The organism is Marinobacter sp. F4206 (assembly GCF_019392195.1).
In the GTDB taxonomy this organism is placed as follows: Bacteria; Pseudomonadota; Gammaproteobacteria; order Pseudomonadales; family Oleiphilaceae; genus Marinobacter.
This window is the reverse complement of sequence record NZ_JAHXKI010000001.1, coordinates 245,282-270,924: the sequence shown is the minus strand read 5'-3', so window position 1 is coordinate 270,924 and position 25,643 is coordinate 245,282. Positions and strand designations below refer to the sequence as shown.

29 protein-coding genes are annotated in these 25,643 nt (G+C 56.6%); 8 read left to right on the top strand and 21 right to left on the bottom strand.

Going from position 1 to position 25,643, the window contains the following annotated elements; translation table 11 throughout:
- Positions 1-14: 14 nt before the first annotated feature.
- The 10 genes from KZO34_RS01315 to KZO34_RS01270 all read right to left on the bottom strand — a co-directional run bounded on the left by KZO34_RS01315 (position 15) and on the right by KZO34_RS01270 (position 8,794).
- Positions 15-2,321, bottom strand: coding sequence for a phage NrS-1 polymerase family protein (locus tag KZO34_RS01315; protein WP_219472576.1), 2,307 nt, complete (start codon positions 2,319-2,321; stop codon positions 15-17).
- The gene (locus tag KZO34_RS01310) at positions 2,318-2,476 is read right to left on the bottom strand and encodes a hypothetical protein (protein WP_219472574.1); all 159 of its coding nucleotides are present in this window, start codon (positions 2,474-2,476) and stop codon (positions 2,318-2,320) included. Before KZO34_RS01310 ends, KZO34_RS01315 begins: the two co-directional genes overlap by 4 nt.
- A gap of 368 nt (positions 2,477-2,844) precedes the next feature.
- The gene (locus KZO34_RS18825; protein ID WP_219472572.1) at positions 2,845-3,045 is read right to left on the bottom strand and encodes a helix-turn-helix transcriptional regulator; all 201 of its coding nucleotides are present in this window, start codon (positions 3,043-3,045) and stop codon (positions 2,845-2,847) included.
- 79 nt (positions 3,046-3,124) lie between these two features.
- Positions 3,125-3,619: a hypothetical protein gene (locus tag KZO34_RS01300; RefSeq protein ID WP_219472570.1), complete on the bottom strand. Its 495-nt coding sequence runs from the start codon at positions 3,617-3,619 to the stop codon at positions 3,125-3,127.
- Positions 3,616-4,911, bottom strand: a complete 1,296-nt coding sequence (locus tag KZO34_RS01295) for a tyrosine-type recombinase/integrase (RefSeq protein ID WP_219472568.1) — start codon at positions 4,909-4,911, stop codon at positions 3,616-3,618. Before KZO34_RS01295 ends, KZO34_RS01300 begins: the two co-directional genes overlap by 4 nt.
- Before the next feature lie 589 nt (positions 4,912-5,500).
- Positions 5,501-6,241 (bottom strand): 5-oxoprolinase subunit PxpA, encoded by a 741-nt coding sequence (locus tag KZO34_RS01290; protein ID WP_219472566.1) that lies wholly within the window; start codon positions 6,239-6,241, stop codon positions 5,501-5,503.
- A 6-nt stretch (positions 6,242-6,247) separates the two neighbouring features.
- On the bottom strand, positions 6,248-7,357 hold the full coding sequence (gene hemH / locus KZO34_RS01285) for a ferrochelatase (RefSeq protein ID WP_219472564.1): 1,110 nt from the start codon (positions 7,355-7,357) through the stop codon (positions 6,248-6,250).
- A 40-nt stretch (positions 7,358-7,397) separates the two neighbouring features.
- On the bottom strand, positions 7,398-7,826 hold the full coding sequence (locus KZO34_RS01280) for a protein tyrosine phosphatase family protein (RefSeq protein WP_219472562.1): 429 nt from the start codon (positions 7,824-7,826) through the stop codon (positions 7,398-7,400).
- A gap of 100 nt (positions 7,827-7,926) precedes the next feature.
- Complete coding sequence (locus KZO34_RS01275) at positions 7,927-8,352, bottom strand: DUF6691 family protein (protein WP_219472560.1); 426 nt, start codon at positions 8,350-8,352, stop codon at positions 7,927-7,929.
- Positions 8,353-8,356: 4 nt separating this feature from the next.
- The gene (locus KZO34_RS01270) at positions 8,357-8,794 is read right to left on the bottom strand and encodes a YeeE/YedE family protein (protein ID WP_219472559.1); all 438 of its coding nucleotides are present in this window, start codon (positions 8,792-8,794) and stop codon (positions 8,357-8,359) included.
- A gap of 344 nt (positions 8,795-9,138) precedes the next feature.
- On the opposite strand from KZO34_RS01270, the gene KZO34_RS01265 reads away from it, so the two are divergent.
- The gene (locus tag KZO34_RS01265) at positions 9,139-9,552 is read left to right on the top strand and encodes a phasin family protein (RefSeq protein WP_219472557.1); all 414 of its coding nucleotides are present in this window, start codon (positions 9,139-9,141) and stop codon (positions 9,550-9,552) included.
- 9 nt (positions 9,553-9,561) lie between these two features.
- Here KZO34_RS01265 and KZO34_RS01260 read toward each other — a convergent pair whose 3' ends face one another.
- From KZO34_RS01260 to KZO34_RS01215, 10 genes are all read right to left on the bottom strand, one after another.
- Positions 9,562-10,191, bottom strand: a complete 630-nt coding sequence (locus KZO34_RS01260) for a TetR/AcrR family transcriptional regulator (protein WP_219472555.1) — start codon at positions 10,189-10,191, stop codon at positions 9,562-9,564.
- Between the two features lie 18 nt (positions 10,192-10,209).
- Complete coding sequence (xthA, locus tag KZO34_RS01255) at positions 10,210-11,022, bottom strand: exodeoxyribonuclease III (RefSeq protein ID WP_219472553.1); 813 nt, start codon at positions 11,020-11,022, stop codon at positions 10,210-10,212.
- Positions 11,023-11,103: 81 nt separating this feature from the next.
- Entirely contained in the window at positions 11,104-11,850 is a 747-nt protein-coding gene (locus KZO34_RS01250) for a hypothetical protein (RefSeq protein ID WP_257900131.1), read from the bottom strand.
- On the bottom strand, positions 11,847-12,368 hold the full coding sequence (locus KZO34_RS01245) for a DUF2878 domain-containing protein (RefSeq protein WP_219472551.1): 522 nt from the start codon (positions 12,366-12,368) through the stop codon (positions 11,847-11,849). The genes KZO34_RS01250 and KZO34_RS01245 overlap by 4 nt, the downstream gene beginning before the upstream one ends.
- Positions 12,365-13,639: a class I SAM-dependent methyltransferase gene (locus KZO34_RS01240; RefSeq protein ID WP_219472549.1), complete on the bottom strand. Its 1,275-nt coding sequence runs from the start codon at positions 13,637-13,639 to the stop codon at positions 12,365-12,367. Before KZO34_RS01240 ends, KZO34_RS01245 begins: the two co-directional genes overlap by 4 nt.
- The gene (locus tag KZO34_RS01235; protein ID WP_219472547.1) at positions 13,627-14,511 is read right to left on the bottom strand and encodes a DUF1365 domain-containing protein; all 885 of its coding nucleotides are present in this window, start codon (positions 14,509-14,511) and stop codon (positions 13,627-13,629) included. Before KZO34_RS01235 ends, KZO34_RS01240 begins: the two co-directional genes overlap by 13 nt.
- A gap of 2 nt (positions 14,512-14,513) precedes the next feature.
- Positions 14,514-15,779 (bottom strand): NAD(P)/FAD-dependent oxidoreductase, encoded by a 1,266-nt coding sequence (locus KZO34_RS01230; protein WP_219472545.1) that lies wholly within the window; start codon positions 15,777-15,779, stop codon positions 14,514-14,516.
- Positions 15,776-16,576 (bottom strand): SDR family NAD(P)-dependent oxidoreductase, encoded by an 801-nt coding sequence (locus KZO34_RS01225; protein ID WP_219472544.1) that lies wholly within the window; start codon positions 16,574-16,576, stop codon positions 15,776-15,778. Before KZO34_RS01225 ends, KZO34_RS01230 begins: the two co-directional genes overlap by 4 nt.
- A complete protein-coding gene (locus KZO34_RS01220) occupies positions 16,573-17,040 on the bottom strand; it encodes a nuclear transport factor 2 family protein (RefSeq protein ID WP_219472542.1) in 468 nt (155 codons plus the stop codon). Before KZO34_RS01220 ends, KZO34_RS01225 begins: the two co-directional genes overlap by 4 nt.
- Positions 17,037-17,993: an acyl-CoA desaturase gene (locus KZO34_RS01215; RefSeq protein ID WP_219472540.1), complete on the bottom strand. Its 957-nt coding sequence runs from the start codon at positions 17,991-17,993 to the stop codon at positions 17,037-17,039. Before KZO34_RS01215 ends, KZO34_RS01220 begins: the two co-directional genes overlap by 4 nt.
- A 117-nt stretch (positions 17,994-18,110) precedes the next feature.
- Between KZO34_RS01215 and KZO34_RS01210 the strand changes: the two genes are divergently transcribed.
- On the top strand, positions 18,111-19,130 hold the full coding sequence (locus KZO34_RS01210; protein WP_219472538.1) for an NAD(P)/FAD-dependent oxidoreductase: 1,020 nt from the start codon (positions 18,111-18,113) through the stop codon (positions 19,128-19,130).
- A gap of 6 nt (positions 19,131-19,136) precedes the next feature.
- Here KZO34_RS01210 and KZO34_RS01205 read toward each other — a convergent pair whose 3' ends face one another.
- A complete protein-coding gene (locus tag KZO34_RS01205) occupies positions 19,137-20,621 on the bottom strand; it encodes an HD domain-containing protein (protein ID WP_219472536.1) in 1,485 nt (494 codons plus the stop codon).
- A 114-nt stretch (positions 20,622-20,735) separates the two neighbouring features.
- On the opposite strand from KZO34_RS01205, the gene KZO34_RS01200 reads away from it, so the two are divergent.
- From KZO34_RS01200 to KZO34_RS01175, 6 genes are all read left to right on the top strand, one after another.
- Entirely contained in the window at positions 20,736-21,944 is a 1,209-nt protein-coding gene (locus tag KZO34_RS01200) for a PP2C family protein-serine/threonine phosphatase (RefSeq protein WP_219472534.1), read from the top strand.
- Between the two features lie 14 nt (positions 21,945-21,958).
- The gene (locus KZO34_RS01195) at positions 21,959-22,450 is read left to right on the top strand and encodes an STAS domain-containing protein (protein ID WP_219472532.1); all 492 of its coding nucleotides are present in this window, start codon (positions 21,959-21,961) and stop codon (positions 22,448-22,450) included.
- A 66-nt stretch (positions 22,451-22,516) separates the two neighbouring features.
- Positions 22,517-23,584, top strand: a complete 1,068-nt coding sequence (locus tag KZO34_RS01190; RefSeq protein ID WP_219472529.1) for an NAD(P)H-dependent glycerol-3-phosphate dehydrogenase — start codon at positions 22,517-22,519, stop codon at positions 23,582-23,584.
- Between the two features lie 24 nt (positions 23,585-23,608).
- On the top strand, positions 23,609-24,058 hold the full coding sequence (locus tag KZO34_RS01185) for a SixA phosphatase family protein (RefSeq protein ID WP_219472528.1): 450 nt from the start codon (positions 23,609-23,611) through the stop codon (positions 24,056-24,058).
- 44 nt (positions 24,059-24,102) lie between these two features.
- Positions 24,103-24,999, top strand: coding sequence for a radical SAM protein (locus tag KZO34_RS01180; RefSeq protein ID WP_219472527.1), 897 nt, complete (start codon positions 24,103-24,105; stop codon positions 24,997-24,999).
- 23 nt (positions 25,000-25,022) lie between these two features.
- Entirely contained in the window at positions 25,023-25,589 is a 567-nt protein-coding gene (locus KZO34_RS01175) for a DUF1285 domain-containing protein (RefSeq protein ID WP_219472525.1), read from the top strand.
- Positions 25,590-25,643: the final 54 nt, after the last annotated feature.

Below are 25,643 nucleotides of genomic sequence, written 5' to 3'. Positions count from 1 at the left end.
CCCGGGTGTCCCTTTCATTGGTCAAACGCTTCTGCCGCTGCGGTGATCTGGTCGATCAAATACTGGCCATGCGCAGCTTTTACCTGTTCACGGGTAATCTGATCAGGCTGCACGATGATTATTTGGTCCTTGTTAGCGCGCGAACCGATCCGGCGTCCGGCATTGATCATTCCCGACCGTTCAATCGCATGGGTCAGGTGGTTCTCGTTCACCGAAGCGGGAGAAAGGAATGTCCGGATGTGGGACCGGCCCGTGATTGCGCCGGGCCAGGTGTCGCGAAACTCTTCTAGCGCCTTGTCCGTGTCGGATTTCATACTGTCCAGTGCGCGGCGCTTTGCCTCGTTGGTGAACGCGTGTCCGCCTGGGTTGAAGCCAGTAAGGTCCACGCCTTCTAGGTACGCCCGGACTGAGTAGATAAACTGTTGATCGTTCACCAGCCTGTAAAGCCGTGCGTAGTATTGCGGGGCGTGTCGCTGCGTAGGGTTTTCAATCACAATTACGCGCCGGTCTCGGTTGTCGAACGGCAGGGCGTCATAATGATTACTGAACATCAGCCACCGACAACAGTTCTGCTCTACGGTCTGCAGACCGTACTTTGTGTTTATGTGCCGATGCTCTTCCGTGATCAATCCTTTCAGGCGTTCGCCACGGACGTACCGTTTATCGCTCATGCCTTCCCGGGTTTCGTCCACAATGGCCAGCAACTTCTGACTTAGACGCCCATTAAATTGGCCGTCCAGAATCGCACCCAATGCTACACCCGCAGCGACGTATCCTCGCAGCACGCGCACTAGAATGGCCGCCAGAAGGTTACGGCCTATGCCGGTTTGTTCTGTAATCATTAAGTAGCAGGTGTGCGGCAGTTCTTCAGGTCGCTGGACGATATGGGCAAGCCATTGCAGAAAACGATCACGCTCTGCCAATTCCGGCACCAAGTAAGCCACATGCTCCATAAATGGCTTGATACGCTCCTGCCAGTCTGCAGGAGCATGGTATGCAGGGAGCCCGCGCCAAGTATTGAAGGCCCGAGTATTTCCGTTCACGATTTCCGGCGGGGCGCATAATTCCGGAGCGCCGGGAACCCATGCTAAAACGTCCACGCTGATACGTTCGGCGTTTGCTAACCAAAGCTTGAGAGCCGGGGCGGATTTCTCCTTGCCGGTGTCCGGGTCTTTCCAGGTATGGACGCTGCCGGCGTATTCGCCTGCGGCCGCTTCTTTTTTCCGAACTCTCCCCGTTGGACGATGGACCACGCCGCCACTGTCCCCGATGTAGGCAAATTCGCGCTTCATTTGTTCGAGGGTTAGCAGGGTTGGTACAGCCGGATCTTCTACGGTTTCGCCAATCCGCACGTTCTCCGCTACCTGTTCCGCCCGCCTTTCTTCCGGGGTCCGTTTCTTGTGTACGTCCGTGCAGCGATTACAAGCCGCATGAATAGTCCGGGGCAGGTAATCAGGCCGGTCCCATTTGTCCCGTTTCAGTCCGGATAGCGCCATTAACCGCTGAATCCGTTCACAGTCTCTGCCGGTCCAGAACGCCAAATGAAGGGCCAGGGCGACATCGGCACTGCTGGCGTCATATGGTCGGGTTCCGGAGATGTCCGGATAGGCCGCGGCTAATGCATCCTCCCGGCCTTCGAACAAATCCTTAAAACTTGCGCGGTTGCCGAACGCACTGACGGCGCTTCCGGACTTGTAGGCGCGGCGCAATAGTTCGTCGTCGTCTGTGTGGCCGTCCCATTCGGGGCACGGTTCGTCGGTCCAGCCCTCGGACGACCGAGCCGCATCAGGCGGGAAGTAGGCAGCCACAATATCGGATAGGACTGCGGTATTGTCATGTGCGGCGCTACCGCTGCAACCTTGGCCAGTGAGGGCTATAAAGCGTTCCGTGTGGTAGAACTCCAGCCCTAGGGTGGAATTCTTGCACCCGTGAGCCGGTACGTGGCCGCAACCTATAATGTGCAGGCCCGTCCCGCTCTGGCTGATTTCAATCGCGGCGCCTGCGGTCCAGTTCATCAGATCCTGAGACAGTGGCGACCATTGCCCGCCCTGAAGTGCATCGTCTATGTCGAGCACATGGAACGGGTCAGTAGCCGTCAGCACGAACCCTACGCCGTCAGCCTTGCCGGCCCGAACTGCTTTAGCCACCGTGGCGAAGTCCTGCCAAATCGCCGGATCATGGGGGTTATGGGTTTGGCCGGTCCGTATATCAACGGGCTTTTTCAGGATCTTGCCGGCTCGCTTAGGGTCAGCTATCAGCCGGTAGCCAATGAATTGCCGGAACTGGCCAAGCGGCGCCAGTGCTTCGGGTAGTTCCATCATAGCGACACCCCGCGAAGCAAGAAGCGCAGCCGGGAGCCGGACAGCCTGCGAGTAAGCATCAGGTTATCTGCAAGCCGCAGTAGGTAGGCCCGGTTCTTTTCCAGTAGTGCCCAGGCGTACCCCTGCAAGTCGATTTCCCGTCCTTTCCCCGCCATAGCTTCTTGACAGGCCAGTGCCTGCGATAATTCTGCAATGTTCGAGGCAGGCGGGAGCGGGGCTGTGTGTATTTGTTCTGATACGTGCCCTGATATGTGGCCACAAGCTAAAGCCAAGTCCGTTTCTTGCTGAGAGTTGGGTGTAATACCCGGTTGCCATTCTGTAGCGGTCCAGCCTTCCCAGTGCGGGCCGGTTTGCCAGATAGATACCGATTTAACGCGGATACCGTGTGCGGCGTGGCTTATCGCGTGGCCGGCTTCGTGAATTGCTGTTCGACGGCGACTGAACGTGCTAACTCCGTTTGGGCAAATTTCGTTCAGTGTGCCCTGTTCCGTTTGCCCGACGGTCGGGGCGTTTTTATATGCTTTCACGCTACGCTCTCCCGCTGTGCTTCCCAGGCTTCAATATCTGAAAGTTTCCAGCGGGTGCAGCCGTTGATCTTTATAGGGTGGGGGAGTTTGCCGGATTGAGCCCAACGCCACGGCGTTGCTCGGTGAACGGAATAACGATCTGCCAGATCTTTATCGGACAGAAAGCGTTGTGACGGGGTATTACTAGTGATGTTCATAGGTAACTGCCTCATGCGAGTGAATGCAACACGGGGCAGTTTTATCTAGGTCGAGTTGATTAAAACGGCGTAGGTACCTTTATTCCTTTTTCGGCCGACCGCGTTGGGCCTTCGGAATAGTCGTTAGATTTCGTGCTTGAATTTTTCTAAGCCAAACAGCAAGGGTTTTCCGGTCTACGTTAGCTTCTCGTCCCGAGGTAAAGCTTTCCGCAATCGCCTCTTCCGCCTTATCTAAGGCTTCCGAAGCAGTGCATCCCGCATTTTCCGATTCAAGAAAGGCCGACGCGACAACTTTCATAGCTGATTCGAGACGGTTGTTTCCGCTTGTTCTGCGTCTTGCGGCACGAGATTCCTGAAAATTTACTAGCTCTTCGGCTGAAATGCCCAGCAACGCTTCATGCGGGGGATTATCTAAACGTCCTAATTCAGCGATTTTTGCCCGTCGCCGCCTTTCATCAGCCTTTATTCCGTCTACTCCTGTCCTTTGAACAATTGCTTCAAGGCCTCTAATGAGATTGGCATGTTGCTCCGGGTATTTCAGTCGAAAAAAGATATCCGCAACGTCGATATTCACGCTTTGCTACCTCCGATCGCTACGACTTTTTCTGACTTCTTGCCAGTCTTGCCGTGGTAGCAATACTGTTGCCATTCGGTCATCAAGAGCCGGCGCTTTTCGATCAGCTCAGAGCGGGCGTAGGCCGCTCGGGTCGCGTCGCTATTTATGTGTGCTAACGCCAGTTCGGATACCTCGTCGGCGTATGCTGTGTGTTCACGCGCCCAATCCTTGAAGGTAGAACGAAAGCCGTGGGCGGTAACGGGCTGCTCCATCCGTTTCAACAGGGCTGTCAGAAAGTTATTCGAGGGAATGTCACCTTTTGGCCCCGAAAAAACGAGGTCGTCGGGTTTGCCGGGTTTCATGCCCTTCAACAGCTCCACAGCTGCATCAGTAAGCGGGACTTTGTGCACCTTGCCGGATTTCATGCGGTCAGCGGGTACAGTCCAAACTTTCTTTCCAAAGTCGATTTCTTGCCAGGTAACGCCGGGCTTTCCTATTCGCTTATCTCCAATAACTTCATTGGTGCGGCTGGCGGTCAATAATAGAAACTCCAACGCCCGGGCCGCCGTTCCGGTCCGCTTTTTAAGGCCAGTCATAAACGCTGGTATGGCTTCCACGGGTAGAGCGGAATAGTGCGCCTTTTTCTTTATCTTTTCCGGTGAGGGGTACACCTCATCCAGATAGCCCTGCCACTTAGCCGGGTTCTCATTTGAGCGGTAGCTATGAACAGCACACCACCCAAGTATGTTTTCTATACGGGCTCTCACACGGTTGGCCGTTTCGGTTTTTGTCTCCCAGATTGGATCAAGAACGGCTTTGATATGTGGTAGTTCGATTTCCCGAACCGGTACGTTACCAAGGTGCGGAATGGCATACGTGGTTAGGCTATTCTCCCATTGCTGTCGCTGTCGCGGGTTCCGGAACTCTTTTGCCTTCATGCTGATGTAATCGTTCATCGCGTCGGCAAAGGTCACCGTACTTAATCTGGCGGCCACAAGGGCGCGGCGGGCGGCTTGCCGTTCTTCAATAGGATCGATGCCGGAGTTGATCTTGTCGCGTGCCTCTCGGGCCTTGTCGCGGGCCTGGGCGAGTGTTACGTCCGGGAAAGCGCCTAGTCCAATGTTGCGACGTTTGCCGGCTATGGTGGTCCGGTAGATCCAGGACTTTGCGCCGGTCGGAGTAACTTGGAGCAGTAGGCCCGAAACGCCGCCGACTGGATGTAGGGCGTTATAGGGCTTCCCGTCTTTGCTAACAGAATGGGTCAAGCGTCGTACTTCCGTGGCGCTGAGTTCACGGGCTTTCTTCGGCATGTTCGCGTCTCCTGAAGTGGTTAGAATCCCGGTCCGGGATTCCGAGCTTGCCTCATCTACCTTACTTCCTACCTACCAAAGGAGCTATTATTGGAGGCTAAAACATGCGGCCGGATGTTACAAGGGAACAACCTTATTGCTTTTAAAGCAATAAGGTATAAGGGAAAAAAACTCAAAAACAACTGCTTAGGAAGGTGTTTGGCGGTCTGGCCCACCGCCATTTTTCCCTTCTCGGTTTCAGATTCTCCCCATCGAAGTAGTCTTGGCAGTTCAATTCTCGTGTTTGTGCGTATTTGGTTTTCGGATCCCAGACCTCACGATAGTGATATTGGAGAGGGGGAAATTACGTGAACGAGAAAAAAATGGCTTCCAGTGCATCCGAGCAGACTGATGGTCGTACCAATCGTCGGTTTTCTGTTTCCGCGAATCGTGGGCAGGCGAGTCAAAAGGTGAGGTACGTTGAGTCCGGAGGTGCGGCTGTCGATACGGGCGAATGTACGTTCTGCCAGTCCTTTCCAGAATTGTCCGATAAAGGCGATGGGGATCAGCAAGCCTGAATGATCCTGTCAGGGGAATCGCTGTTGCAGGTTTACGCACTCGGCGATTTCAGGGCATCCCGGATGGCCTGAACCGCGGCCAGTGCACTTTCGTTGTCCCCGTGAACGCAGAGGCTGTGGGCTGGAAGTTCAAGCCACTGGCCGTTGATGCTGGTTATGCCGCCCCGTTCCGCAAACGATAGAGCCTGAGTCACAATGATCTCGGGATCGCTGTGCACCGCGCCTTTGTGTTTGCGGGGCACGAGCAGGCCTTCATCGGTATAGGCGCGATCTGCAAAGGCTTCCAGCAGTACCGGCACTCCCAACCTTTCGATCAGGGCCTGTTGCTCCTGATAGCGGCAGGTAACGGGAATCATCAGCGGCAGGTTGTGGCGATAGGTGCCCACGGCTTCAGCGACAGCCTTGAGCAATGTGTCGTCACGCATCATGTCGTTGTTGAGTGCACCGTGAGGCTTCACGTAGGCGATGTGAGTCCCCTCGGCCCGGCACATGCCGTCCAGCGCACCAAGCTGGTAGAGCATGAGGGCCTGGATCTCCTCGGGAGAGTGGGCAATGGAGCGTCGTCCGAAGCCCGCCAGGTCGTGGTAGGACGGGTGCGCTCCGATCTCGACCTCGTGCTCTGCGGCCAGCGCAACGGTACGACGGATGACCATGGGGTCGGCCGCGTGAAAACCGCAGGCAACGTTGGCCATGTCGATGAGCGGCATGACCGCCTCATCCTGACCCATTTCCCAGACTCCGTAGCTTTCCCCAAGATCACAATTCAGTTTCATCTTCTTTCACATGTCCCGGCCAGGGTAGGTGGCCTCTTTTCGTTCGTCTGCCAACTTCTGGCGTTCGGCCAGATTTTCCGCCTTGTTGTTCGGAACCTGCCAGCCCTGCAGGTTCTCCTCAATTAGCTTCACCAGAGCTTCAATGTGCCCGGGAGTTGCGTTAAGCGCCGGTATGTAGCTGAAGCCCTGCCCGCCGGCCTCCATAAAGTATTCGCGATTCTCTTCATCGATTTCCTCAACGGTTTCCAGGCAGTCCGATGAGAAGCCGGGGCAGAACACATCTATCGATTTTACGCCTTTTTCCGGCAGGGATTTAAGCGTTTCATCTGTGTAGGGTTTGAGCCATTCCTCCTTCCCAAAACGGGACTGGAAGGTAGTCAGGTAGTCATCACTGGAAAGCCCCAGGCGCTCTGCCAGCAGCCGAGAGGTCTTGTGGCACTCGCAGTGGTACGGATCCCCTTTCATCAGGTATTTCAGGGGGACACCATGGTAAGAAAGGATAAGCTTGTCATTGCGCCCGTGGTTGGCCCAGTGAGCTTCAATGTGTCTGGCCATGGCCTCAATGTAGGGCGGGTAGTCCGGATAGTGGGAGATAAACCGTAAATCCGGCAACCAGCGACGCTTGCTGAAGTCCTTGGCGATGGCATCAAAGGTGGACGCAGACGTTGAGGCTGAATACTGCGGGTACAACGGAAGCACAAGCAGCTTGCGCACGCCTTGGGCCTGCATTTCGTCCAGAACCTTCGGGATCGACGGGTTGCCGTACCGCATGGCGAAGCCGACGACCACATTCGGGCCGTACTTTTTCTTCAGCGCTTCCCGGATGCCCTCGGCCTGCTTTCCGGTATGAATCAACAGGGGAGAGCCTTCCGGCGTCCAGACGCCGGCGTAGGCCTTAGCGCTGCGTTTCGGGCGAATACGAAGAATGATTCCGTGCAGAATCAGCCACCAGAGAGGGCGGGGAAGTTCGACGACCCGTGGGTCCGAGAGGAATTCAGCCAGGTACCGACGAAGGGCGGACGTTGTCGGAGCGTCGGGAGTACCCAGATTGGTAACAAGAATACCAAGGCGCTCGGACTGGTTGTGGCTGAAGTTCTCTGAACCTTTGAACTGCATAGAGGAAATCCTGGTGGTTGATCGTCGGAAACGGGTCGGACTACTTGTTAGAGGCCTGCTGAGCCATACGCGGTGCAAGGCCGCTGATGTCGTATCCGGCGTTTCGGGCTTTGGTGAAAATTTCCTGGGCGGAGGTTTCCCGGGCAGCACTCAGAGCCCATAGCACGGTGCAGCGGGTTCCGGAACGACAGAAAGCCAGTACGGGTTTTTCGGCGTCCCGGATCATCGGGGCGAATTGGTCCACGTCCTGATCAGTGATGTGCCCCGACTCAACGGGCATATAGACCCATTCCAGGCCAGCGTCCCGCGCAGCCGCTTCAATATCGGCCATCGGAGGTTGCCCAAACTCCTCCTGGTCGGGGCGATTGGCAACCAGAGTCCTGAAGCCCAGGCGTGCCGCTTCAGCGACATCATCAACGGAAATTTGTGGTGCCACCGAGATGGTGTCATCGATCTTTCGGATATCCATGTATAAACGCCTCCGGAAACGCTAACTGTGAAACTGCCGCCATGATCTCACAGCCGTTGGTGGCTGTCAGAGTGGCGGCGATACAAGGTAGCAGAATTGATCAGGTCTTGGTCCGGCGACGCTCGAAGATTTCAAACACCGCCATGCCGGCAACCATCGACGCTACAAAAATAGCGGCCTTGATTTCACCGGCTCCCAGGGCGACGAGGCCGGGCCCGGGACAAAAACCAGCAATGCCCCAGCCGGCGCCGAAGGCGAGTCCGCCTATCACCAGGCGCTTGTCGATGTGGGTGCTGGCGGGGATTTTCATTGAAAAGCCGAGGAACGACAAGGTGCGCCGTCGGGCCAGCGCAAACGCCCCCAGGCCCACGAGGATGGCACCTCCCATCACGAAAGCGAGGGATGGGTCCCAGAGACCGGCAATATCGAGGAAGCCAAGAACCTTTTCGGGATTGGCCATTCCGGACACAATAAGCCCGAGACCGAAAATCAGTCCGGCCAGAAGTGAAGCAAGATTGAATTTCATGGTTTTAAACTCCCAATACGTGTCGGATGACATAGACCGTCACGAATCCCGCGCCCATAAAACTTAGGGTGGCGACCAGAGACCGGAAAGAAAGGCGTGACAGACCGCAGACGCCGTGGCCGCTGGTGCAGCCGGAGCCATAACGGGTACCCACGCCCACCAGTAACCCTGCGATAACCAGTGCCGGGTAGCCGGCGTTGATTTCAATGGGAGGGAGTTCCGCGGCAAGCAGCCATGCGGCGGGCGCGCCAACGAGCCCTAACAGGAAAGCAAGGCGCCAGGCAATGTCGCCCCGGCCTGGTACGAGCAGGCCACCAAGTATGCCGCTGATGCCGGCAATCCGGCCGTTGAGAAGCAGAAAGGCGGCCGCCGCCAGCCCAATCAGGACGCCGCCCGCCAACGCGGACCAGGGCGTAAAGTGACTCCACGCGATTTCAATCATTCAGGGTCTCCACTCCGGTAAGTGTGAAATTGGAATAAGGATATAATTGGGGGCGATATTAGCAAAAAAAAGCCCGGCACAGGGTGCCGGGCAGAGGCGTGCGAGTAGTATCCATGAAAGACTTCCAGACAAACCGGCATCAGCAGGGATACCGGTATTGGGAAGTATTGACCATATTTTGAACACTTCAAGCCTCTGCCCGACTCGTTTCAAAACATTTTTTCATATTGAATGCCTGTTTATACTGCGGCCTTTGACTGTGCACCTTTCAGGCCGACTGAAATCGGCTTCACAGTGTAATACAATGGGGGCTCCCAGCAATATTCTTCCCCCGAGGTTGTTACATGTCTGACGAACACGACAAGAATCCGGAAAACGATCCGCAACTGGCGGCCAAGATCAAGGATTCGGCGCGCCAGATATGGCTTGCCGGCCTCGGAGCATATACCAAGGCTGAGGAGGACACGGGCCGGTTTTTCGATCGCCTGGTGCAGGAAGGCGAGCAACTCGAAAACAAGACCCGGGGCGTGGTCGAGAAACAGATCAAGTCCGTCGAAGACCGGGTGGGCGATGTCAGAGAACGCGCCACCGGCACCTGGGACAAGCTGGAAACGCTGTTCGATGAGCGCGTATCCGGTGCTCTCAGGCGTCTGGGCATTCATCGTCGAGAGGAGATAGAGGCACTGGAACGCCGGATCGAGGCCCTGGAAAGCGAGCTGCTGAGGCTGCGCAGGGACGGTAGGGACGAAGAGGAATAGGCTCCGCGCCTAGAGATAGTCCCGGCTCATCAGCCGGGCATGGTTTTGTTCGTCTGGCGCCAGGTACGGGATCACCAGGTGCATCATCTGATAGACGCCGCGCCCCGGATCCGCCGATTCCCGGTCGTCCAGGTGGGATAGGGTGTCAAAACTGATCCAATAGCAAGCAGTTAGGGTTAACTGCTCACACAAAGCCTGAAGTTGTTCCGCGCCGATCTCCATCATATTCTGCCGCCGGAAGCTCTCGCAGATCACCTGAAAGGCAGCCGTCTTCTTCTTTCGTAATCGCCTGAATCTACCCTGCAGCTTGTCGTACCGGGAAAGAACATTCACCAGATCCTGGTAGATGAACCGGTAGCGGGCAACCGTTTCGAACATCAGGTGGAGGAAGAAGCCCTGTTGGTCGAGGCTGATGTCGACGTCTTCCGGTACCGTCAGCAGGTCCAGCATCTCTTCCTCGTACCGTCCGAACAGTTCCTCGACGATGTCTCCCTTGCTTTTGAAATGGTAATACAGGTTGCCCGGGCTGATATCCATTTCATCGGAGATCAGAAGCGTGGTCACATTGGGTTCGCCGACACTGTTGAACAGCGCCAGGCTGGTGTCGAGAATACGGTCGCGGGTTTTGACTTTTTTCATGTCGCGGCCGGCCCGGTCCTATAGTTCAAAATTTGCCCAGACAGGGCAATGATCGGAGGGACGTTCCATGGCGCGGATGTCATACGACACACCGGCTTCCAGGGCTTTCGGCAGAAGGCTGTCGTTGGCCATAATCAGGTCGATGCGCAGTCCCCGGCGCGGATCTCGCTCAAACCCTTTACTGCGATAATCAAACCAGCTGAAAGTATCCGATTCTTCAGGATGCAGGTGCCGGAACACGTCCGTGTAACCCCGGGCTTCGACCTGGCCCAGCCATTCCCGCTCTTCGGGCAGGAAGCTGCATTTTCCGGTGCGGAGCCATCGCTTCGCATTGTCCGCCCCGATCCCAATATCCCTGTCGGTGGGGGAAATATTCATATCGCCCATGACCACCACGTGGCCACCGCGTTTCTTGAGATCATCCAGATACTTCATGAGATCAGCGTAGAACTTTTCCTTGGCGGGAAACTTCACCGGGTGGTCCCGGCTTTCGCCCTGGGGAAAGTAACCGTTGACGACGGTGAGCGGCTCGCCATTCACGGTGAAGTGACCGGTAATCAGGCGGCGCTGGGAGTCTTCGCCGTCCCATGGGTAACCCTTCAGGACGGTGTCGGGCTTGATTCGGGAGAGCAGTGCAACGCCGTAATGGGTTTTCTGGCCATGGAAGTGAACGTGATAGCCGAGTTCACGAATGGCCTCTACCGGAAACTCTTCGTCCCGGACCTTGGTTTCCTGAAGGCCAATGACGTCGGGATTAAGGTTGGTGATGACGGCTTCGAGCTGGTGCAGACGGGTACGAATACTGTTGACGTTGAACGACACAAACATCATGGGTGCTGATTCTCCGGCGTTGACTCCGCCGCGAGTTTAACACAATGACTGTGGGTGGAGGCTTTGGCAGTGGCGACGCTTTCAGGGAGTCAGTTCACAATCCGGCCAGTTGACCACGGAATATTGAATGTGGGCGGTGAAATTCATGTCCTTGTTCTTCCGGATATTGGTAAGCCCGTAGTAATCCGTCAGGACGCCCCGGCTGTCGTAGCCGAGAATGATGGGGTCCACCAGGAACCGCAGGATCATTCCGGTAGGCCGGATCTGTACGACATGATCCGCTGTGACCTTTGAACTGTCAGCGGCTTCGAGGACAAACGCATAGTGTTCGCCTCGGGTGGGGCCGAGAAACCTGAACTCTACGGAATCGCCATTCAGCACGGCTTGCCAGTTGCGTCGGACGAAGTTGTCAAAGCCTGCATCGACCACAACGTTATTGGAGTAGGGAACATCGAAGGTTCGGCTTTCCCCTTCAGGCATTTGCCAGTTGATCACCAGCGTATCTTGCCCGGAGTATTCAATCGACAGGGATTCGTCGAACTCAGGCTGGCGGAAATCGACGGAGGGGCGAATGACGGAACCGGTATAGTCGAGCTTCTTGGTCGCGAAAGCGCTGTCTTGCTCTTGTCTTTGATAGCCAACCCGGTGCTCTTGCGGGGCAAAGACGCCATCCTCGCAAGTGCCTGAGACACCGTGAGTTTCCACGTACAGTACCTCTCCTGCATCGGTCCTGGCGGTTCCGGTGAAGCTCATCTCGGACGCAAAAGCCCCTGAAGTCGCCAGCAGGAATACTGAGGTGGCAGCCCGTCCGGCCGTTTTCATGGTCATTGCTGAAGCTCCGGGTACAGGGATTTTCTGAGGAACAGGAGCAGCGGGAACACCACCAGCCACCCAAGCGCCAGCGCCACCAGGGACGGCAGCAGCTCGGGCAGGGTAACCGCCCCCAGTTTGCTGGCGGACCAGTAGGCAAAGGGGCCGGCAATGGGGGCGAGAACAAAAGGCAACCAGGCCTTGCGACTGATCCAGTTGAGGGAATGGTTGAGGGTGGTCATGAAAATGGCCCAGATCGCGACTAGCCAGGGCGGGGTGAGCAGCACTTCGCCTTCGGTACCTGCCAGGATGCCAGTACGGAACCACAGAAGATCGAGGGAGGCCCCGAGTACGGTTCCCAAACCGATGAACTGGAGCTCGCTCATTCGCTTCTGGCTTACCAGCACGAAGTGCAGAATCAGGAGCCCCACGACCAGACTTGCCGCCGGCATTCCCGGATACAGAATGCAAATCAGCCAGCCGGCCTGGAAGACGGCAAAGTTCAAAATGTTTCGGGTAGTCTCGGACGGGATCATAGGCTCAGGATATTCGATCGCTTGTTTCCGGGTTTCGCCAACAGGATCTGGGACACGCCTATGGCGCGTTCGCTGAAGCCCGCCTCGCAGTACGCGAAATAGAACTCCCAGAGACGTCGGAAGGCTTGGTCGTAGCCCAGAGAGTCGAGTTTCCCGGAATTCGCCATGAACCGCTCGCACCAGTCGTGCAGGGTACGGGCATAATGAAAGCCAAGGTCTTCGGCGTGTGTCAGCACCAGATCGCTTTGGGTCCTTACAGAGTCAAGGATGGCACCGAAGGATGGAATGAAGCTGCCCGGAAAGATAAAGCGCTGTATGAAATCGACATTCTTCAAGGCGCGTTGGTAGCGCTGTTCCGGCATATTGATGGCCTGGACCAACGCAAGTCCATCCTGTTTCAACAGAGTGCTGATTTGCGCCAGGTAGCTGTCGAGAAACTGAGGTCCAACGGCCTCAATCATTTCGATGGAAACCAGTTTGTCGAACCTACCCTCGAGATCCCGGTAGTCATCGAACAGCAACGTAATTCGGTCGTCGAGGCCTTCTTCCGCGACCCGGGCCTTCGCCAGTTCCAGCTGCTCTTTGGAAATGGTGGTCGTGGTGACGTGACAGCCATAGTGCTTGGCGGCGTGAATCGCAAAGCCGCCCCAGCCGGTACCGATCTCGATGACTCGGTCTTCAGGCTGCAGGTCCAGTTTTTGGCAGATGGTGTCCAGTTTGTGGACGGCGGCCTCGTCCAGGGTTGCGTGCTCACTCGGGTAAATGGCCGACGAGTACATCATGGTCGGGTCAAGGAAGAGCTCGAACAGGTCGTTGCCAAGATCGTAATGGGCACTGATGTTTTTTCGAGAACCTTCCCGTGTATTCCGGTTCAGCCAGTGAAGGCCCTTGAGTGCCGGCTTAGTTACCCAGCTGAACCGGTCCTCAAACTCGTTCATGCGATCCACGTTGCGAGTAAAAAAACGCAGCAGCGCGACCAGATCCGGCGTCGACCAGTCGCCGTTCACGAAGGCTTCCGCCGCACCCACGCTGCCGCCGGTAAGTAGATCACGCCAGGTGCTGTGATCGTGAATGACCAATTCGGCCGACGGATACCGGGTATCGCCATCCCCGAATACCAGGGCATCAAAGCCGTCCTCAAAAACGGTCAGGACGCCATCGCCAAGCTGGTTTAGCTGCTGAATAACCAGTTTCCTGGCGATTCGGCTGGCCAGTGATCGTGAATTTTCCTGGTCACCTGTTGATTGAACTGAGGTATTCAGGTTCTCCATGAACTTACCCTTCCGCGCTTCTCGTTGTTGTGCCCGGGGCTGGAGACATCCAGCCCGGAATCGTCTGATCCCCGCCTGTGGGCGGGATCGTCTGCAGACAGCTTGTCCGGATGTGTGTAAAACGGCGCCCCCTTCAGTTTCAGTTTCAAGGCATGCCAATAGATGCCAGCCGAAACCTTGAGCGCTTCCACCGGAAACTTTCGCAGACTTCTGTGTACTTCTTTACGGGTGAGTGGGGTGCGATGGACTACCAGGGTGGCGTCAAAATGCTTCTTTTCCTGCTCCAGGACATTCATGTGAATCCGGAGGTCGGGGCCGCGGAAGCTGAACGTCCACTGGTAGTGCTGCTCCATGCCATTGAACGGGGACACATGGAAGCGTTTGCTGAACCCGAACCGTTCCGTATGCCACCCGGCTGAGTTAGGCCCGTTACCCACGGTTTCCAGGCAGTACACATGCCGTTCGTGCCACGGGGTGTTGGTGATCTGGGCAACGATCACCCGGGGAACCGCGCCCTCTCTGGGACTGGCCTCAGGGCTGTAGCAGAAGTAGAAGCTGACCGGATTGAACACGTAACCGAAGTAACGGGGGTGGGTCACCAGTTCGACCGACCCATCCGGACGCCAGCCGGTTGCCTGTTCAACATGGTTCCGAACCGTCGCCGACAGGGAGCCGGCTTCGGGCTGGAAGTAGTCCGCCCGGCGCAACGAAAGCCAGTTAAAACGTTCCAGGGAAAACAGGGGGCTGATGCTGGTGACCCGGTCCCATTCGTCGACATCCAGTGCCAGCATACCGGTGCTGTACTCGAACTCGTGATGGACCGGAAATTGCCGGCGATGACGAACGGTCCCTTCGAGCCATTGGCTGTCCATCGCTATAGCTCCACACCGAAGGCCTCGGTCACCCGGAGCGCGCTGCGTACGCCGTCTTCATGAAAGCCGTTAAACCAGTAGGCGCCGCAGAAATGGGTGCGATTCTGGTTGCCAATCTCGTCGTAACGCTCCTGCGCCGCGACCGCGTCCAGGGTAAAAACCGGGTGGCTATAGCTGAACCGTTTGATGATCCGCTCCGGTGCTATGTCGTGGCTGCGGTTCAAGGTGACACAGAAGGTTTCCGGTGCCTCATGAAAATTCTGGAGAATGTTCATGTTGTAGGTGACGGAGACCGGCTCGGTGCTGTGGGTCGGGATGAAGTAGTTCCAGGCGGCCCAGGCGCGCCGGGTATCCGGCAATACGCTGCTGTCGGTATGTAATACGACGTCGTTGTTCTGATAGCCGATCGCCCCCAATACGTCCCGTTCCTTTTCGGTGGGGTCTGCCAGCATCGTCAGAGCCTGATCGCTGTGGCAGGCCAGCACAACCTGATCGAAGCGGTGGTCCTCGCCACCAACATGAAGGGTTACTCCCTGTTCGTCCCGCTTCACGTGCTCAACCGGGCTGTTGAGATGAGTACAGTCCCCGAGGCGCTCCATCATTTTCTGGACGTACTGAGCCGAGCCCCCGGAAATCACTCGCCAGGTCGGGCGATCATCCACGGACAGCATGCCGTGGTTGTTAAAGAACTGGAGAAAGAACCGGATCGGAAATTGCTCAAGCACGATTTCCGGAGCGGACCAGATCGCCGCGCCCATCGGGACGATGTAATAGTTCCTGAAATAGCGGGAGTAGCCATTGCGATTCAGGTACTCGCCGAGGGTCTCACGGTCATTGATGGCATCGGCTGCAAGATCTGCACGGGTTTCCCGGTTAAACCGCAGAATTTCCCGGATCATCTTCAGAAAGGGCAGGTTGAACACATTTTTACGCTGGGCAAACAGGGTGTCGACACTGGTGCCGTTGTACTGGAGGCCGGTAGCGTTGCAGTCGACACTGAAACTCATGTCGCTGACTTCTGATGGAACGCCGAGCCGCTCCATCAAACGCATAAAATTCGGATAGGTCCAGTCATTGAATACGATAAAACCGGTGTTGACCGGCCAGGTGCGGCCGCCAGCCTCGACCTGTTCCGTGTTGGTGTGGCCGCCGGCATAGTCGGCAGCTTCAAAAACTTCGACATCGTGCTTTTCGGCCAGCAGCCAGGCGGCCGTAAGGCCGGAAACGCCGGCGCCAATGACAGCTATACGCTGACGCTCGTTACTCATCCATTGTTTTCCTGTTCCGTGGTACTTTTTCTCGCCATATTGGCCGCCATGCGATCAATCAGGGTCTGTGGCAGGGCACCCAGCATCCTGAGCATCCAGGTAAAGCGTTTCGGGAAGGCGATTTCATTCTTGCCCTTGGCCAGACCGCTGACGATGCGATCCGCCGCCTCTTCGGCCGACACCAGAAAGGGCATGGGGAAGTCGTTTCGATCCGTCAGCGGTGTTTTGACAAATCCCGGAGAGACCACCACAACGTCGATGCCTTCGGCGGCCAGGTCCGCCCGCAATGCCTGGGCAAAATAGGTCAGGGCAGCCTTGGAGGCGCCATAGCCCTCGGCGCGACCGAAGGGGAACCACCAGGCCGATGAGCTGACAATCACCAGGGTTGCCGGCAGCCCTTTGGCTCGGGTGCGTCTGAGGGCTGGGAGCGCGATGTCGAGACATCGGGCCGTACCGATCACGTTCGTTTGGATGTTTTTTTCGATGACATCGCTGTTGTAATGGGTGATGTCCAGGTATTCACAGGTCCCGGCGTTCAGGATTGCCATGTGCAGATCGCCGTGGTTTTCCAGAACGTTGGCGATACCCCGGAGGTCCGCCTTGCTGGTGGTGTCACCGGTCGCGGTAAGAATGCGTTCCGGTGCCAGCGCCTTGAGCTGCTCCAGGGGCTGCTCGCGGCGTCCGGAGAGCACCAGCCGGTGACCACCCCGGGCAAGCGCCCGGGTCACCGCCTCACCGATGCCCGAGCTGGCCCCGGTAATCCAGATATTCGAGTGAGTCTCCAGACGCTCCCTCATCCGGCGTATCCTTTTACCAGGCGAATGACTCTGCCCACCAAAGGCAGGTTCTCATACAGCAGTTGGCCGGCGTCGAAATAGTCGCGGTGATAACAAACCTTGCCGTCAGCAACCCGCAGATGACTGATGCCGTCGACTTGAATTTCCCTGCCCCGGTTTATGCGCTTGTGACGCAGGTACATCACCCAGGGGATGGCTGCAAATGCCCCATTGACCACCGAATCCGAAAACTCGAAGCGACAGCTGATGGCATTGGCGTAGGCTTCGGCGAAATACTGGGTCAACTCGTCCAGGCCCTTGGCCGATCCGAGTGGATCCCGGAAACTGATATCTTCGCTGTAGACCTCGGACAGTCTGTTCAGGTTGCCCTTGTCCAGCTCGTTGAACAGACGCCTGAAATGCTCCAGAGTGACCGGGACGGCGGAATTGTGAGAACCGACTTCAATGGCCGAGGCGGTAGTCATGAACGTGTCCTCCTCATTCTGTCCAGTTGACGTGTTTCTTCCTTGATGCGTTTGGGTATTGGGTTAAGCTCCCAGATAATGCCGAGTCGGGACAGGAGCCACAATCCATACCAGGTGATGTCGATCTCATACCACCGAAACCCCTGGCGCACGGACTGGGGCCAGCGATGGTGGTTGTTGTGCCAGCCTTCGCCCAGGGTTAACAATGCCAGCCAGAAGTTGTTACGGCTGCCGTCTGAGGTTTCAAACCGGCGTTTGCCCCAGACGTGGGAAAGTGAGTTGATCGATACAGTGGCGTGGAAGAGCGCGACCGTGGAAATAAAGAACCCCCAGACCAGAAGTTGCAGGCCATTGGTCTCAAGCGCCGGTGCCCAGACGGAGAGAGCTTCGCCGATCCCGTAGATGGTGATGGCCGCAATGGCGGGAACGATGGAATCGAAGCGGTTAATGAACCTGAGTTCCGGGAATTTCATCCAGTCCCGAACCCGGCGCTCATCCATGGCGAACCCTGCATCGCACGTGAACCAGCCGACGTGAGACCACCAGAATCCGCCCTGGTGTGGCGAGTGCAAATCCTGTTCCTGGTCAGAATGCTGGTGGTGGTGGCGATGGTGGGCCGCCCACCAAAGCGGTCCGCGCTGGGCTGCGCTGGCGCCAAGCACGGCAAACACGAACTGCGCGGGCCGGCTGGTCTTGAAGGTCTTGTGAGCGAAGTAACGGTGGTAAAAGCCGGTGATTGCAAACATCCTGATCCAGAAGAATCCGAGCGCAAACAGTGCAGCAAAGGTGCTGACCCCGGTGTAGAAAGCCAAGAGGCACGCCAGATGCAGGGCAAGGAATGGAATCACGCGGATGAAGTTGAATGACCGTGAACTCGTGTCGATGTGATCCGAACCCGCCGTGGAGTCGAACCACCTTAGAATGTTTGTCAACCAATTTTGTACTCGGGTCATACCCTGTTTGCCCTTGTCTCTAAAGTGATCCTGAACAGCGTGGCCATCCAAAGAGGCCGAACATAACGCTTGCAGGGTTGTACGTTCCAACTCATCAATTCGGATGCACGATAAACCATGTTTAATCAGCCATCGCAGTCCACCGATATACGCCGTATTGCAGTTATTGGTTCAGGTTTGTCCGGTCTTACCGCCGGCATTCGTCTCAGTCAGCAGGGGCATGAGGTCAGGGTGTTTGAGAAAAGCCGCGGGCCGGGTGGCAGGCTTGCAGCGAAACGCGTGGAGGGTGGATCGGCAGACATTGGGGCGCAGTACTTTACCGCCCGTAATCCTGCATTTCTTCCATTTCTTAAGGAATTCGCCGGCGAGAATGCCTTTCAAATGTGGCAGGGCCGGTTCGGGTTTCGTAACGAGCGCGGCGAGTGGGATAGCTTCCCGGACGAGCCCCGTTACGTGGGAAGTCCCCGAATGACGGCCATAACCCGCGCACTCTCGGCGCATCTCGAAGTCATCGCCGAGACCCGGATCGGGGCGCTGCGCAAAGCGGGGGGAGGATGGTCTCTGGCGGACACCGAGGGCACAGCGCTCGGCGAATTCGATCAGGTGATCGTCACGGCCCCACCCGCCCAGGCCCAAGTCCTGCTGGCGGACAGCGATCTTGCCGAACTGGCGGCAGTGTTGGATGAACCGGTGAAGAAGGTGTTGCCGTGCTGGGCCGTTGCGGTTCACTTCGCAAAGCCGCTGACAATGGCCTACGAAGGAATGCGGGTAGAGCATCCGGTGCTTTACTGGGTTGCGAACAACTCCAGCAAACCCGGTCGGGAGGATTCAGGCCAATGGTGGGTGCTGCATGCCAACCCGGATTGGACGGAACGGCACGTGGACACTCCTGCGTCGGAAGTCGCGAAATTGATGGTGCATGCGTTTCGGGTCCTGACGGGTGTTGCTGGTGAGCCAGGCGATGTGGTGACACACCGATGGCTGTATGCCCGTTCCTCGGATGGTGACCAGCCCGGGCATCTCTGGTTTCCGGACCAGAACATTGGAATCGCGGGAGACTGGCTGAGCGGAGGGCGCGTTGAAGGTGCCTTCAACAGCGCCTGTAGCCTGGTGGAGGCGATGTCAGAGGATCGCTGAGCCGCGTTATTCCTTTATGCTCCCGGAATTTTGAGTGGTGACGTCCGGGCGCAGGTAAAAATGGGTGATCGTGCCATCGCTGAATTTGCTGAAAAAGGCGCTGACGTGAGTGATTTTTTTCAGGGACCGCTTGCGGTTGATAGGGTCCCGGGTCAGTACCTTGATGCCGTTGAAGTTGTCCTGGATGTTTGAGAACCGGGCGCGCATGGAGCAGGTCACCACGTGTGAGGGATTGAGCTGCAGTTCCTGCGCCAGCCAGGCACTGTGACGTTCAATGCCCCGGTCGCTCAGATCTTCCCGGGTGTCGAGATGACTGAGCTTGACCCGGTTCACGATGCAGAAGGAGAAGCTACCCGGGTTCCGTCTTGCCACCTTGCGAAAGGCTTCCCAGAAGAAGTTGTCGGTCAGCTCGGCAAAAAACCGCATGTCACTCAGGCAGGTGTCCACCCACTGGAAATTCTCGGGGTCCTCAAGCACTTCATTGATGGCCTCCCGCAGAAGCCAGTCGAACCCCAGGGCCGTCTTATGGGCATAAACCTTGCGGTACATCTGGTGGCGGCTGTAGACAAAATCCTCAAGCGCCCCGAGTCCCTTCTGAGTGATTGCCAGTCCCAGCCAGGGCTCGGATACGTTCCAGCCAAAACGCAGGTTGCTCAGCAGGTGGTCGAGGTTGAAGCCGCCGATGGTTACCGATGAGTGGAAGCCATCCCTGAGCATGTAATCGGCGCGGTCGGCGTCAATTTCCCCCGAGACGATGGATTTCAGCAGGTCCATGACCATGTTTGGGATGTCGCTGCGGATCAAGCTGCCTGATTCGGCATCAGCGCCGGCAATGAAGGCCCAGAACGTGTGGGCATGCCGGCAAAAAGTATCGCTCGGCGTAACATCGGTGGTCTCCATAATCCCGATAACATCTCGGGCGCACAGGCCGGCACCGTCCAGATCAACAGCCGAGAGAACATCGTGGGCAACGCGCACGGAGTAATGTTCGTGCTCCAGTTCTTCAGGTTCCCCGGAATGGTAGGCCGAGTAGTCGACGCCGGACCAGAGGTCTCCGAATCGTCCCGGGCGGGACATCAGATCGCGAATTCGGCGAGCCTGGGTGAACTGGTGAGAAAAGCTGGAGTGGCCGCTGTCATGAAGCAGGCAGCCCAGACGAATGGTCTTGGCCAGGTAATCGATGGCGTCGAGCTGGCTCAGGCTCAGGTCGGTCTGTTCGCTCAGCTGGCGCTCTCGCAGGTAGGCGTCGATCATCGAGCGAAACATGCGTGTGCCGACATGCATTACCCCGATGCTGTGAAGGAAGCGGGAATGGGTGGCACCCGGGAAAACCAGGCTCAGGATGTCGTTCTGGCAGATGTTTCTGAGGCGCTGGAACAGGGGGTGGTCGATGACCTGGATTTCGTGCCGGTAAAGTGGAATGCCGCCGTGGACCGGGTCCATGATCAGCTTGTCATAGGCGCCAAGCAAGTCGTTTACGGCACGTCTCATATCCAGGAATCCCCCAATTAAGTAAAACTGGCCTTGTTATATCACAGGGTCGTGCCAGAATAGGCTTATTAAAGCCGATTTTTCGTTTATCGCTGGTAGTTTAGGGCAACAGCCATGACCTCGCGCACCGAGCGCATACTGATTATTGATGCCGATGAAAAGGCCCGCCGGGACCTGTCCCATTATCTGGAAGCCCGAGGCTTTTACGTTACCGGCTATTCCGGACTGTCCTCTGCCAAGACGTTGTTCGACGATAGCATTCCTGATGTGATCTTTGCAGACCTGCCGCCCGAGGCGATTGGTGATCTGGCCTCCCGCCTGGAAGAAACCGAAACCTTCACCCCCATTGTCTGCTGTTCCGCCAGTGATTCCAGTGCTGATGTCGTCAAAGCGCTCCGGGCCGGGGCGGCAGATTTTGTGCTGAAGCCCTGTAACGACGATAAGGGGGCCCTGGATGACGTGATCGAAAAGTTGTTCGATCGGGTCCGGGTCAATCGCCTGAATCAGCTTTACCGGCATGAGCTTGAGGAAGCGAATCGGGATCTGCGCAACGGTATTGCAGAGCTTCGCGCCGATCAGCGGGCAGGTCGGAAGGTTCAGCTGCGTATGCTTCCGGATCACGAACAGGACCTGGCAGGGCTGCGCATCGATCACCTCATCAAACCGTCCCTTTACCTAAGTGGCGATTTTCTGGATTACTTCCGTATTTCCGAGGATCAGGTCCTGGTTTACATTGCCGATGTGTCCGGCCATGGCGCCAGCTCCGCGTTTGTTACCGTGCTGCTTAAAAACCTCACCAATCGGTTGCAGCGCAACCTGAGGCGCCAGTCCAGTGACGACATTCTCTATCCGGACCGATTCCTGGAACGCATTAATTCGGAATTGCTTGATACCGGTCTCGGCAAACACGTAACCGTATTCGTTGGCATTATCTCTATCAGCGAGCGTAAATTAAGGTATGCAGTTGGGGCTCATTTCCCGATGCCCATTCTGTCGTTTGAGGGCGGAGACACCGCCTTTCTTGAAGGAAGCGGGTTGCCAGTGGGACTTTTCGAGACGCCCGAGTGGGAGGTGTATGAGGTATCGCTGGATAAGCCGTTCCGGATGATTCTGTTCTCCGACGGCATTCTGGAGGTCATTCGGGCCAAAAGCCTCGACGAAAAGGAAAGGACGCTACTTGAACTCGTTTCAGGAGGTCGTCACACTATCGCCTCTCTGAGCGAGGCTCTGAATCTCGACGAGATCACGGAATTACCGGACGATATAGCTATTGTGTCGGTTACTGATACCATAATGGAATCAGACAACACGTCGTCGAAATAGTGGCAGTGTGAAGCATGGCTGGTTACAAGATCCTGCAAGCTGAAAAACAGGGCATCTATGTCCTGAAGTTTATTGGCGAAATCCGGCTGAACCTGTGTTCGACGCTGGACAATCTGGTTGAGTCCATCACTCAGGATCCCCAGTTCAAAACGGTGGTCGTTGATCTGACGGAAACCGAAATCATCGACAGCACCACGCTCGGGCTTCTTGCCAAAATCGCCATGGCTGCCCAGCAGCAAAGTCATTTTCTGCCCACACTGATTTCCACCAACCCGGATATTACCCGCATTATCACATCCATGGGGTTCGACAAGATTTTCATCATTGTTCGAGAACCCGCGTCCCGCATTGAAGAACTTGAAGAGATTCCTGTGCTGAAAGCCAGCGAACAGCAGGTTCGTGACAAGGTCCTGGACGCGCACAAGGTGCTGATGGGCCTGAACAGCCGGAACAGGGAAGAGTTCAAGAATCTGGTGCGCGCTCTCGAATGCGAAGAGCCTGGTTGAGCCGAAACGTTCGTGACACCGGAACCATCCGGGCTCTCACCGTCTTTGACATAAAATGGAAGAACTATGCCTGAAAAGAACGCGCCTCAAGACAATGGGGCCAAGGGACCGGTACACGACGTAGCGGTACTCGGCGGTGGCAGCTTCGGTACCGCAATGACCAAGGTACTGGGCGAAAATGGCCATCGCGTTCACTTCTGGATGCGTGATGAGGCCCAAGTAGAAGAAATCACCAATACCCGCATCAATAGCCGGTATATGCCAGACGTGGAGCTCTCCGGTGACATCCAGCCCACGACGGATCTCGCCGAGGCCGTAGGCAAGGCCGAGATTGTGTTTGTGGCCATACCGAGTAAAGCGTTTCGGTCCGTTATCCGGGACCACAGCGACGAGTTCCGTGACGGCCAGATCGTTGTCAGCCTGACCAAAGGGATTGAGGAGCATGGCTTCAAGCTGATGAGCGAAATCCTCCAGGAGGAGATTCCGCGTTGTCGTATAGGTGTGCTCAGCGGCCCCAATCTTGCCAGTGAAATCGTGAACCGGGATCTGACAGCAACCGTTATTGCCGCCAAGGATCCGGACGTACGTCGGACAGTGCAGGATCTGCTCGGGTGTGAGTATTTTCGGGTTTATGCCAACGTTGATATCTATGGCGTGGAGCTGGCCGGTGCACTGAAGAACATCTATGCCATCGTGGCTGGCCTCGCGTCGGCTCTGGAGATGGGAGAAAACGCCAAAGCCATGCTGATGACCCGCGGGCTGGCGGAAATGAGCCGTTTTGCCGTCAGCCTCGGCGCTAACCCCATGACCTTCATGGGACTGGCGGGGGTAGGGGATCTCATCGTGACCTGCACTTCGTCCAAGAGCCGGAATTTCCGGGTCGGCTATGCCGTTGGTACGGGCCAGAAGCTGGACGATGCCGTGGCGGAGCTGGGCCAGGTCGCGGAGGGTATTTATACCCTGAAACTGGTGAAAGAGAAGTCAGAGGCCATCGGGATCTACATGCCCCTGGTTCGGGGTCTATACGAAATTCTCTATGGTACGGCGTCTATCAAGGCGGTCATCAACAGCCTGATGATGGCAGTGCAGAATTCGGACGTGGAGTTCATACTTCCGCGTACGATCAGTCAGTAACGTTCATTCAGCGGAGGGTTGCCTGTGCAATTGCTCATCATGCGGCACGGCGAAGCGGGGTGGCATACGCTGGATCAGGAGCGTGAGCTGACCGAAGCAGGGCGCCTCCACGTTGCTGAGGCCGCCGCCCAGATTGCGGAATCCCCGTGGCGGCCAAAACTGATCTGGAGCAGCCCTTTCGTCCGGGCCAGAGAGACATCTGCCATCGTCTCCGAAATCCTGAACTGTGCTGTAGAAGAAAAGCAGTTCCTGACGCCGGATGACGATCCTGGCCTTTGCCTTGATGCTTTGCTGGAGAACCAGACCTCCCCGCTGCTACTGATTTCACACATGCCTCTGGTCGGTAGCCTCTCCACCTTACTGGTTGACGGCCACCGCCACGGTATCCCGTTTATGACCTCCCAGGCGGTGCTGCTGGACATGCCCGTTGTTGGGCCCGGGTGTGCGGACTTGAAAGCCCAGTTTTTGCCCTGATCTTCCTCTGTATCGAATCACCCGCTATTGGTTGAGCACGTTATATGTACAGTTTTCCCATCGATTACGTTGAGCCGGTCTTTCGGCCGCCCAGCGAGGCCAAATCCCTGATCCTTCCGGTCACCAACGGTTGTTCCTGGAACAAATGCACCTTTTGTGAGATGTACACCCAGCCGCAGAAGAAGTTCCAGGCCCGGAAGCCGGACGATATTCGTCGCGACATCGACAATGCGGCGCGTAGCCTTGGCGGTGTCCGACGTGTATTCCTTGCTGATGGAGACGCGATGGTGCTGCCAACGCGGCGCCTGTTGGAAATTCTCGGGGATCTTAAGGCCGCCTTTCCAGATTTGCAGCGGGTTTCCAGTTACTGCCTGCCCCGTAATCTGGCCAGGAAAACGGTGGAAGAACTGGCGCAGCTGAAGGAAGCCGGGCTCCAGATTCTGTATGTCGGGATGGAATCCGGGGATGACGAGATCCTGCGGAGGGTGAACAAGGGAGAGTCCTGGGAATCCACCCGTTCCGCGTTGCTGAAAATTCGTGAAGCCGGCCTGACAAGCTCTGTCATGGTTCTCAATGGCCTGGGCGGAGAAACACTGTCGCGTCAACACGCCGTCAACACCGCGACTCTGTGCAACGAAACACAACCCGATTACCTGTCCACCCTGGTCGTGAGTTTTCCTCAAGGCGAGGAGCGGTTCCGCGCGGGTTTTGGTGATGATTTTGTGCCGCTGTCCCAGCAAGGGCTGTTTGAAGAAATTCGTCTGTTCCTCGAGCATCTTGAGCTCGAACGAACCGTGTTCCGGAGCGACCATGCGTCAAATTATCTTGTGCTGAAAGGGACGCTTGGGCGCGATAAGCAGAAAATGCTTGATCAGGTTGATCTTGCGATTAGCAGTCCCGGCGCCGTTCCGCTCAGAGCGGAATGGATGCGCGGTTTGTAACGAGCAGTTCGCGGAGCCATCGTATGAGCCAGAACCCGGAAAGCCTCGCCAAAGAAGTGGAGCAGATCGTGAAGAATCCCGGACAGCCCCCGCTGGACCAATGGCACCCGGACCTGTCCGGCGACATGGACCTGCGTATCACTCGAGATGGTCAATGGATTCACAAGGGGGAGCCATTGGCCCGGGAAGCAATCGTTCGTTTGTTTTCCACGATTCTGCGCAGGGAAGAGGATGGAGAATACTACCTGGTGACGCCCGTCGAAAAATGGCGGATTCAGGTGGAGGATTCGCCGTTGCTCGCCCACTCTTTGATCATAGAGGGCGAAGGTCAGGATCAGGTCATCAAGCTTACCACCAACGTTGGTGAAATCCTGGAAGTTGGAGAAGCGCACCCACTTGAAGTCGGCGAGTACCCGGGCACGCAAGAGCCGCGTCCGATTGTCCGTGTCCGCCATGGAGTTGATGCAAGGCTGGTCACGGCGGCGTTTTATGACTTGGCTAACCACGTTGTCGAGCAGGACACGCCTGATGGCCCGGTTTACGGAATCTTTAGTCACGGAAATTTCTACAAAATCGGTCGGGGTGGTTGAAAACCCCTAGGCTGCCCCCACCAATGACGGTAGAAAACGCATTAAGACAGTTGT

What these genes read in the sequence shown, in the direction of transcription:
- KZO34_RS01315 (WP_219472576.1), bottom strand. Translation starts at nt 2,321, where the DNA reads ATGATGGAACTACCCGAAGCACTGGCGCCGCTTGGCCAGTTCCGGCAA.
- KZO34_RS01310 (WP_219472574.1), bottom strand. Translation starts at nt 2,476, where the DNA reads ATGGCGGGGAAAGGACGGGAAATCGACTTGCAGGGGTACGCCTGGGCA.
- KZO34_RS18825 (WP_219472572.1), bottom strand. Translation starts at nt 3,045, where the DNA reads ATGAACATCACTAGTAATACCCCGTCACAACGCTTTCTGTCCGATAAA.
- KZO34_RS01295 (WP_219472568.1), bottom strand. Translation starts at nt 4,911, where the DNA reads ATGCCGAAGAAAGCCCGTGAACTCAGCGCCACGGAAGTACGACGCTTG.
- KZO34_RS01290 (WP_219472566.1), bottom strand. Translation starts at nt 6,241, where the DNA reads ATGAAACTGAATTGTGATCTTGGGGAAAGCTACGGAGTCTGGGAAATG.
- hemH (WP_219472564.1), bottom strand. Translation starts at nt 7,357, where the DNA reads ATGCAGTTCAAAGGTTCAGAGAACTTCAGCCACAACCAGTCCGAGCGC.
- KZO34_RS01280 (WP_219472562.1), bottom strand. Translation starts at nt 7,826, where the DNA reads ATGGATATCCGAAAGATCGATGACACCATCTCGGTGGCACCACAAATT.
- KZO34_RS01275 (WP_219472560.1), bottom strand. Translation starts at nt 8,352, where the DNA reads ATGAAATTCAATCTTGCTTCACTTCTGGCCGGACTGATTTTCGGTCTC.
- KZO34_RS01270 (WP_219472559.1), bottom strand. Translation starts at nt 8,794, where the DNA reads ATGATTGAAATCGCGTGGAGTCACTTTACGCCCTGGTCCGCGTTGGCG.
- KZO34_RS01265 (WP_219472557.1), top strand. Translation starts at nt 9,139, where the DNA reads ATGTCTGACGAACACGACAAGAATCCGGAAAACGATCCGCAACTGGCG.
- KZO34_RS01260 (WP_219472555.1), bottom strand. Translation starts at nt 10,191, where the DNA reads ATGAAAAAAGTCAAAACCCGCGACCGTATTCTCGACACCAGCCTGGCG.
- xthA (WP_219472553.1), bottom strand. Translation starts at nt 11,022, where the DNA reads ATGATGTTTGTGTCGTTCAACGTCAACAGTATTCGTACCCGTCTGCAC.
- KZO34_RS01250 (WP_257900131.1), bottom strand. Translation starts at nt 11,850, where the DNA reads ATGACCATGAAAACGGCCGGACGGGCTGCCACCTCAGTATTCCTGCTG.
- KZO34_RS01245 (WP_219472551.1), bottom strand. Translation starts at nt 12,368, where the DNA reads ATGATCCCGTCCGAGACTACCCGAAACATTTTGAACTTTGCCGTCTTC.
- KZO34_RS01240 (WP_219472549.1), bottom strand. Translation starts at nt 13,639, where the DNA reads ATGGAGAACCTGAATACCTCAGTTCAATCAACAGGTGACCAGGAAAAT.
- KZO34_RS01235 (WP_219472547.1), bottom strand. Translation starts at nt 14,511, where the DNA reads ATGGACAGCCAATGGCTCGAAGGGACCGTTCGTCATCGCCGGCAATTT.
- KZO34_RS01230 (WP_219472545.1), bottom strand. Translation starts at nt 15,779, where the DNA reads ATGAGTAACGAGCGTCAGCGTATAGCTGTCATTGGCGCCGGCGTTTCC.
- KZO34_RS01225 (WP_219472544.1), bottom strand. Translation starts at nt 16,576, where the DNA reads ATGAGGGAGCGTCTGGAGACTCACTCGAATATCTGGATTACCGGGGCC.
- KZO34_RS01220 (WP_219472542.1), bottom strand. Translation starts at nt 17,040, where the DNA reads ATGACTACCGCCTCGGCCATTGAAGTCGGTTCTCACAATTCCGCCGTC.
- KZO34_RS01215 (WP_219472540.1), bottom strand. Translation starts at nt 17,993, where the DNA reads ATGACCCGAGTACAAAATTGGTTGACAAACATTCTAAGGTGGTTCGAC.
- KZO34_RS01210 (WP_219472538.1), top strand. Translation starts at nt 18,111, where the DNA reads ATGTTTAATCAGCCATCGCAGTCCACCGATATACGCCGTATTGCAGTT.
- KZO34_RS01205 (WP_219472536.1), bottom strand. Translation starts at nt 20,621, where the DNA reads ATGAGACGTGCCGTAAACGACTTGCTTGGCGCCTATGACAAGCTGATC.
- KZO34_RS01200 (WP_219472534.1), top strand. Translation starts at nt 20,736, where the DNA reads ATGACCTCGCGCACCGAGCGCATACTGATTATTGATGCCGATGAAAAG.
- KZO34_RS01195 (WP_219472532.1), top strand. Translation starts at nt 21,959, where the DNA reads ATGGCTGGTTACAAGATCCTGCAAGCTGAAAAACAGGGCATCTATGTC.
- KZO34_RS01190 (WP_219472529.1), top strand. Translation starts at nt 22,517, where the DNA reads ATGCCTGAAAAGAACGCGCCTCAAGACAATGGGGCCAAGGGACCGGTA.
- KZO34_RS01180 (WP_219472527.1), top strand. Translation starts at nt 24,103, where the DNA reads ATGTACAGTTTTCCCATCGATTACGTTGAGCCGGTCTTTCGGCCGCCC.
- KZO34_RS01175 (WP_219472525.1), top strand. Translation starts at nt 25,023, where the DNA reads ATGAGCCAGAACCCGGAAAGCCTCGCCAAAGAAGTGGAGCAGATCGTG.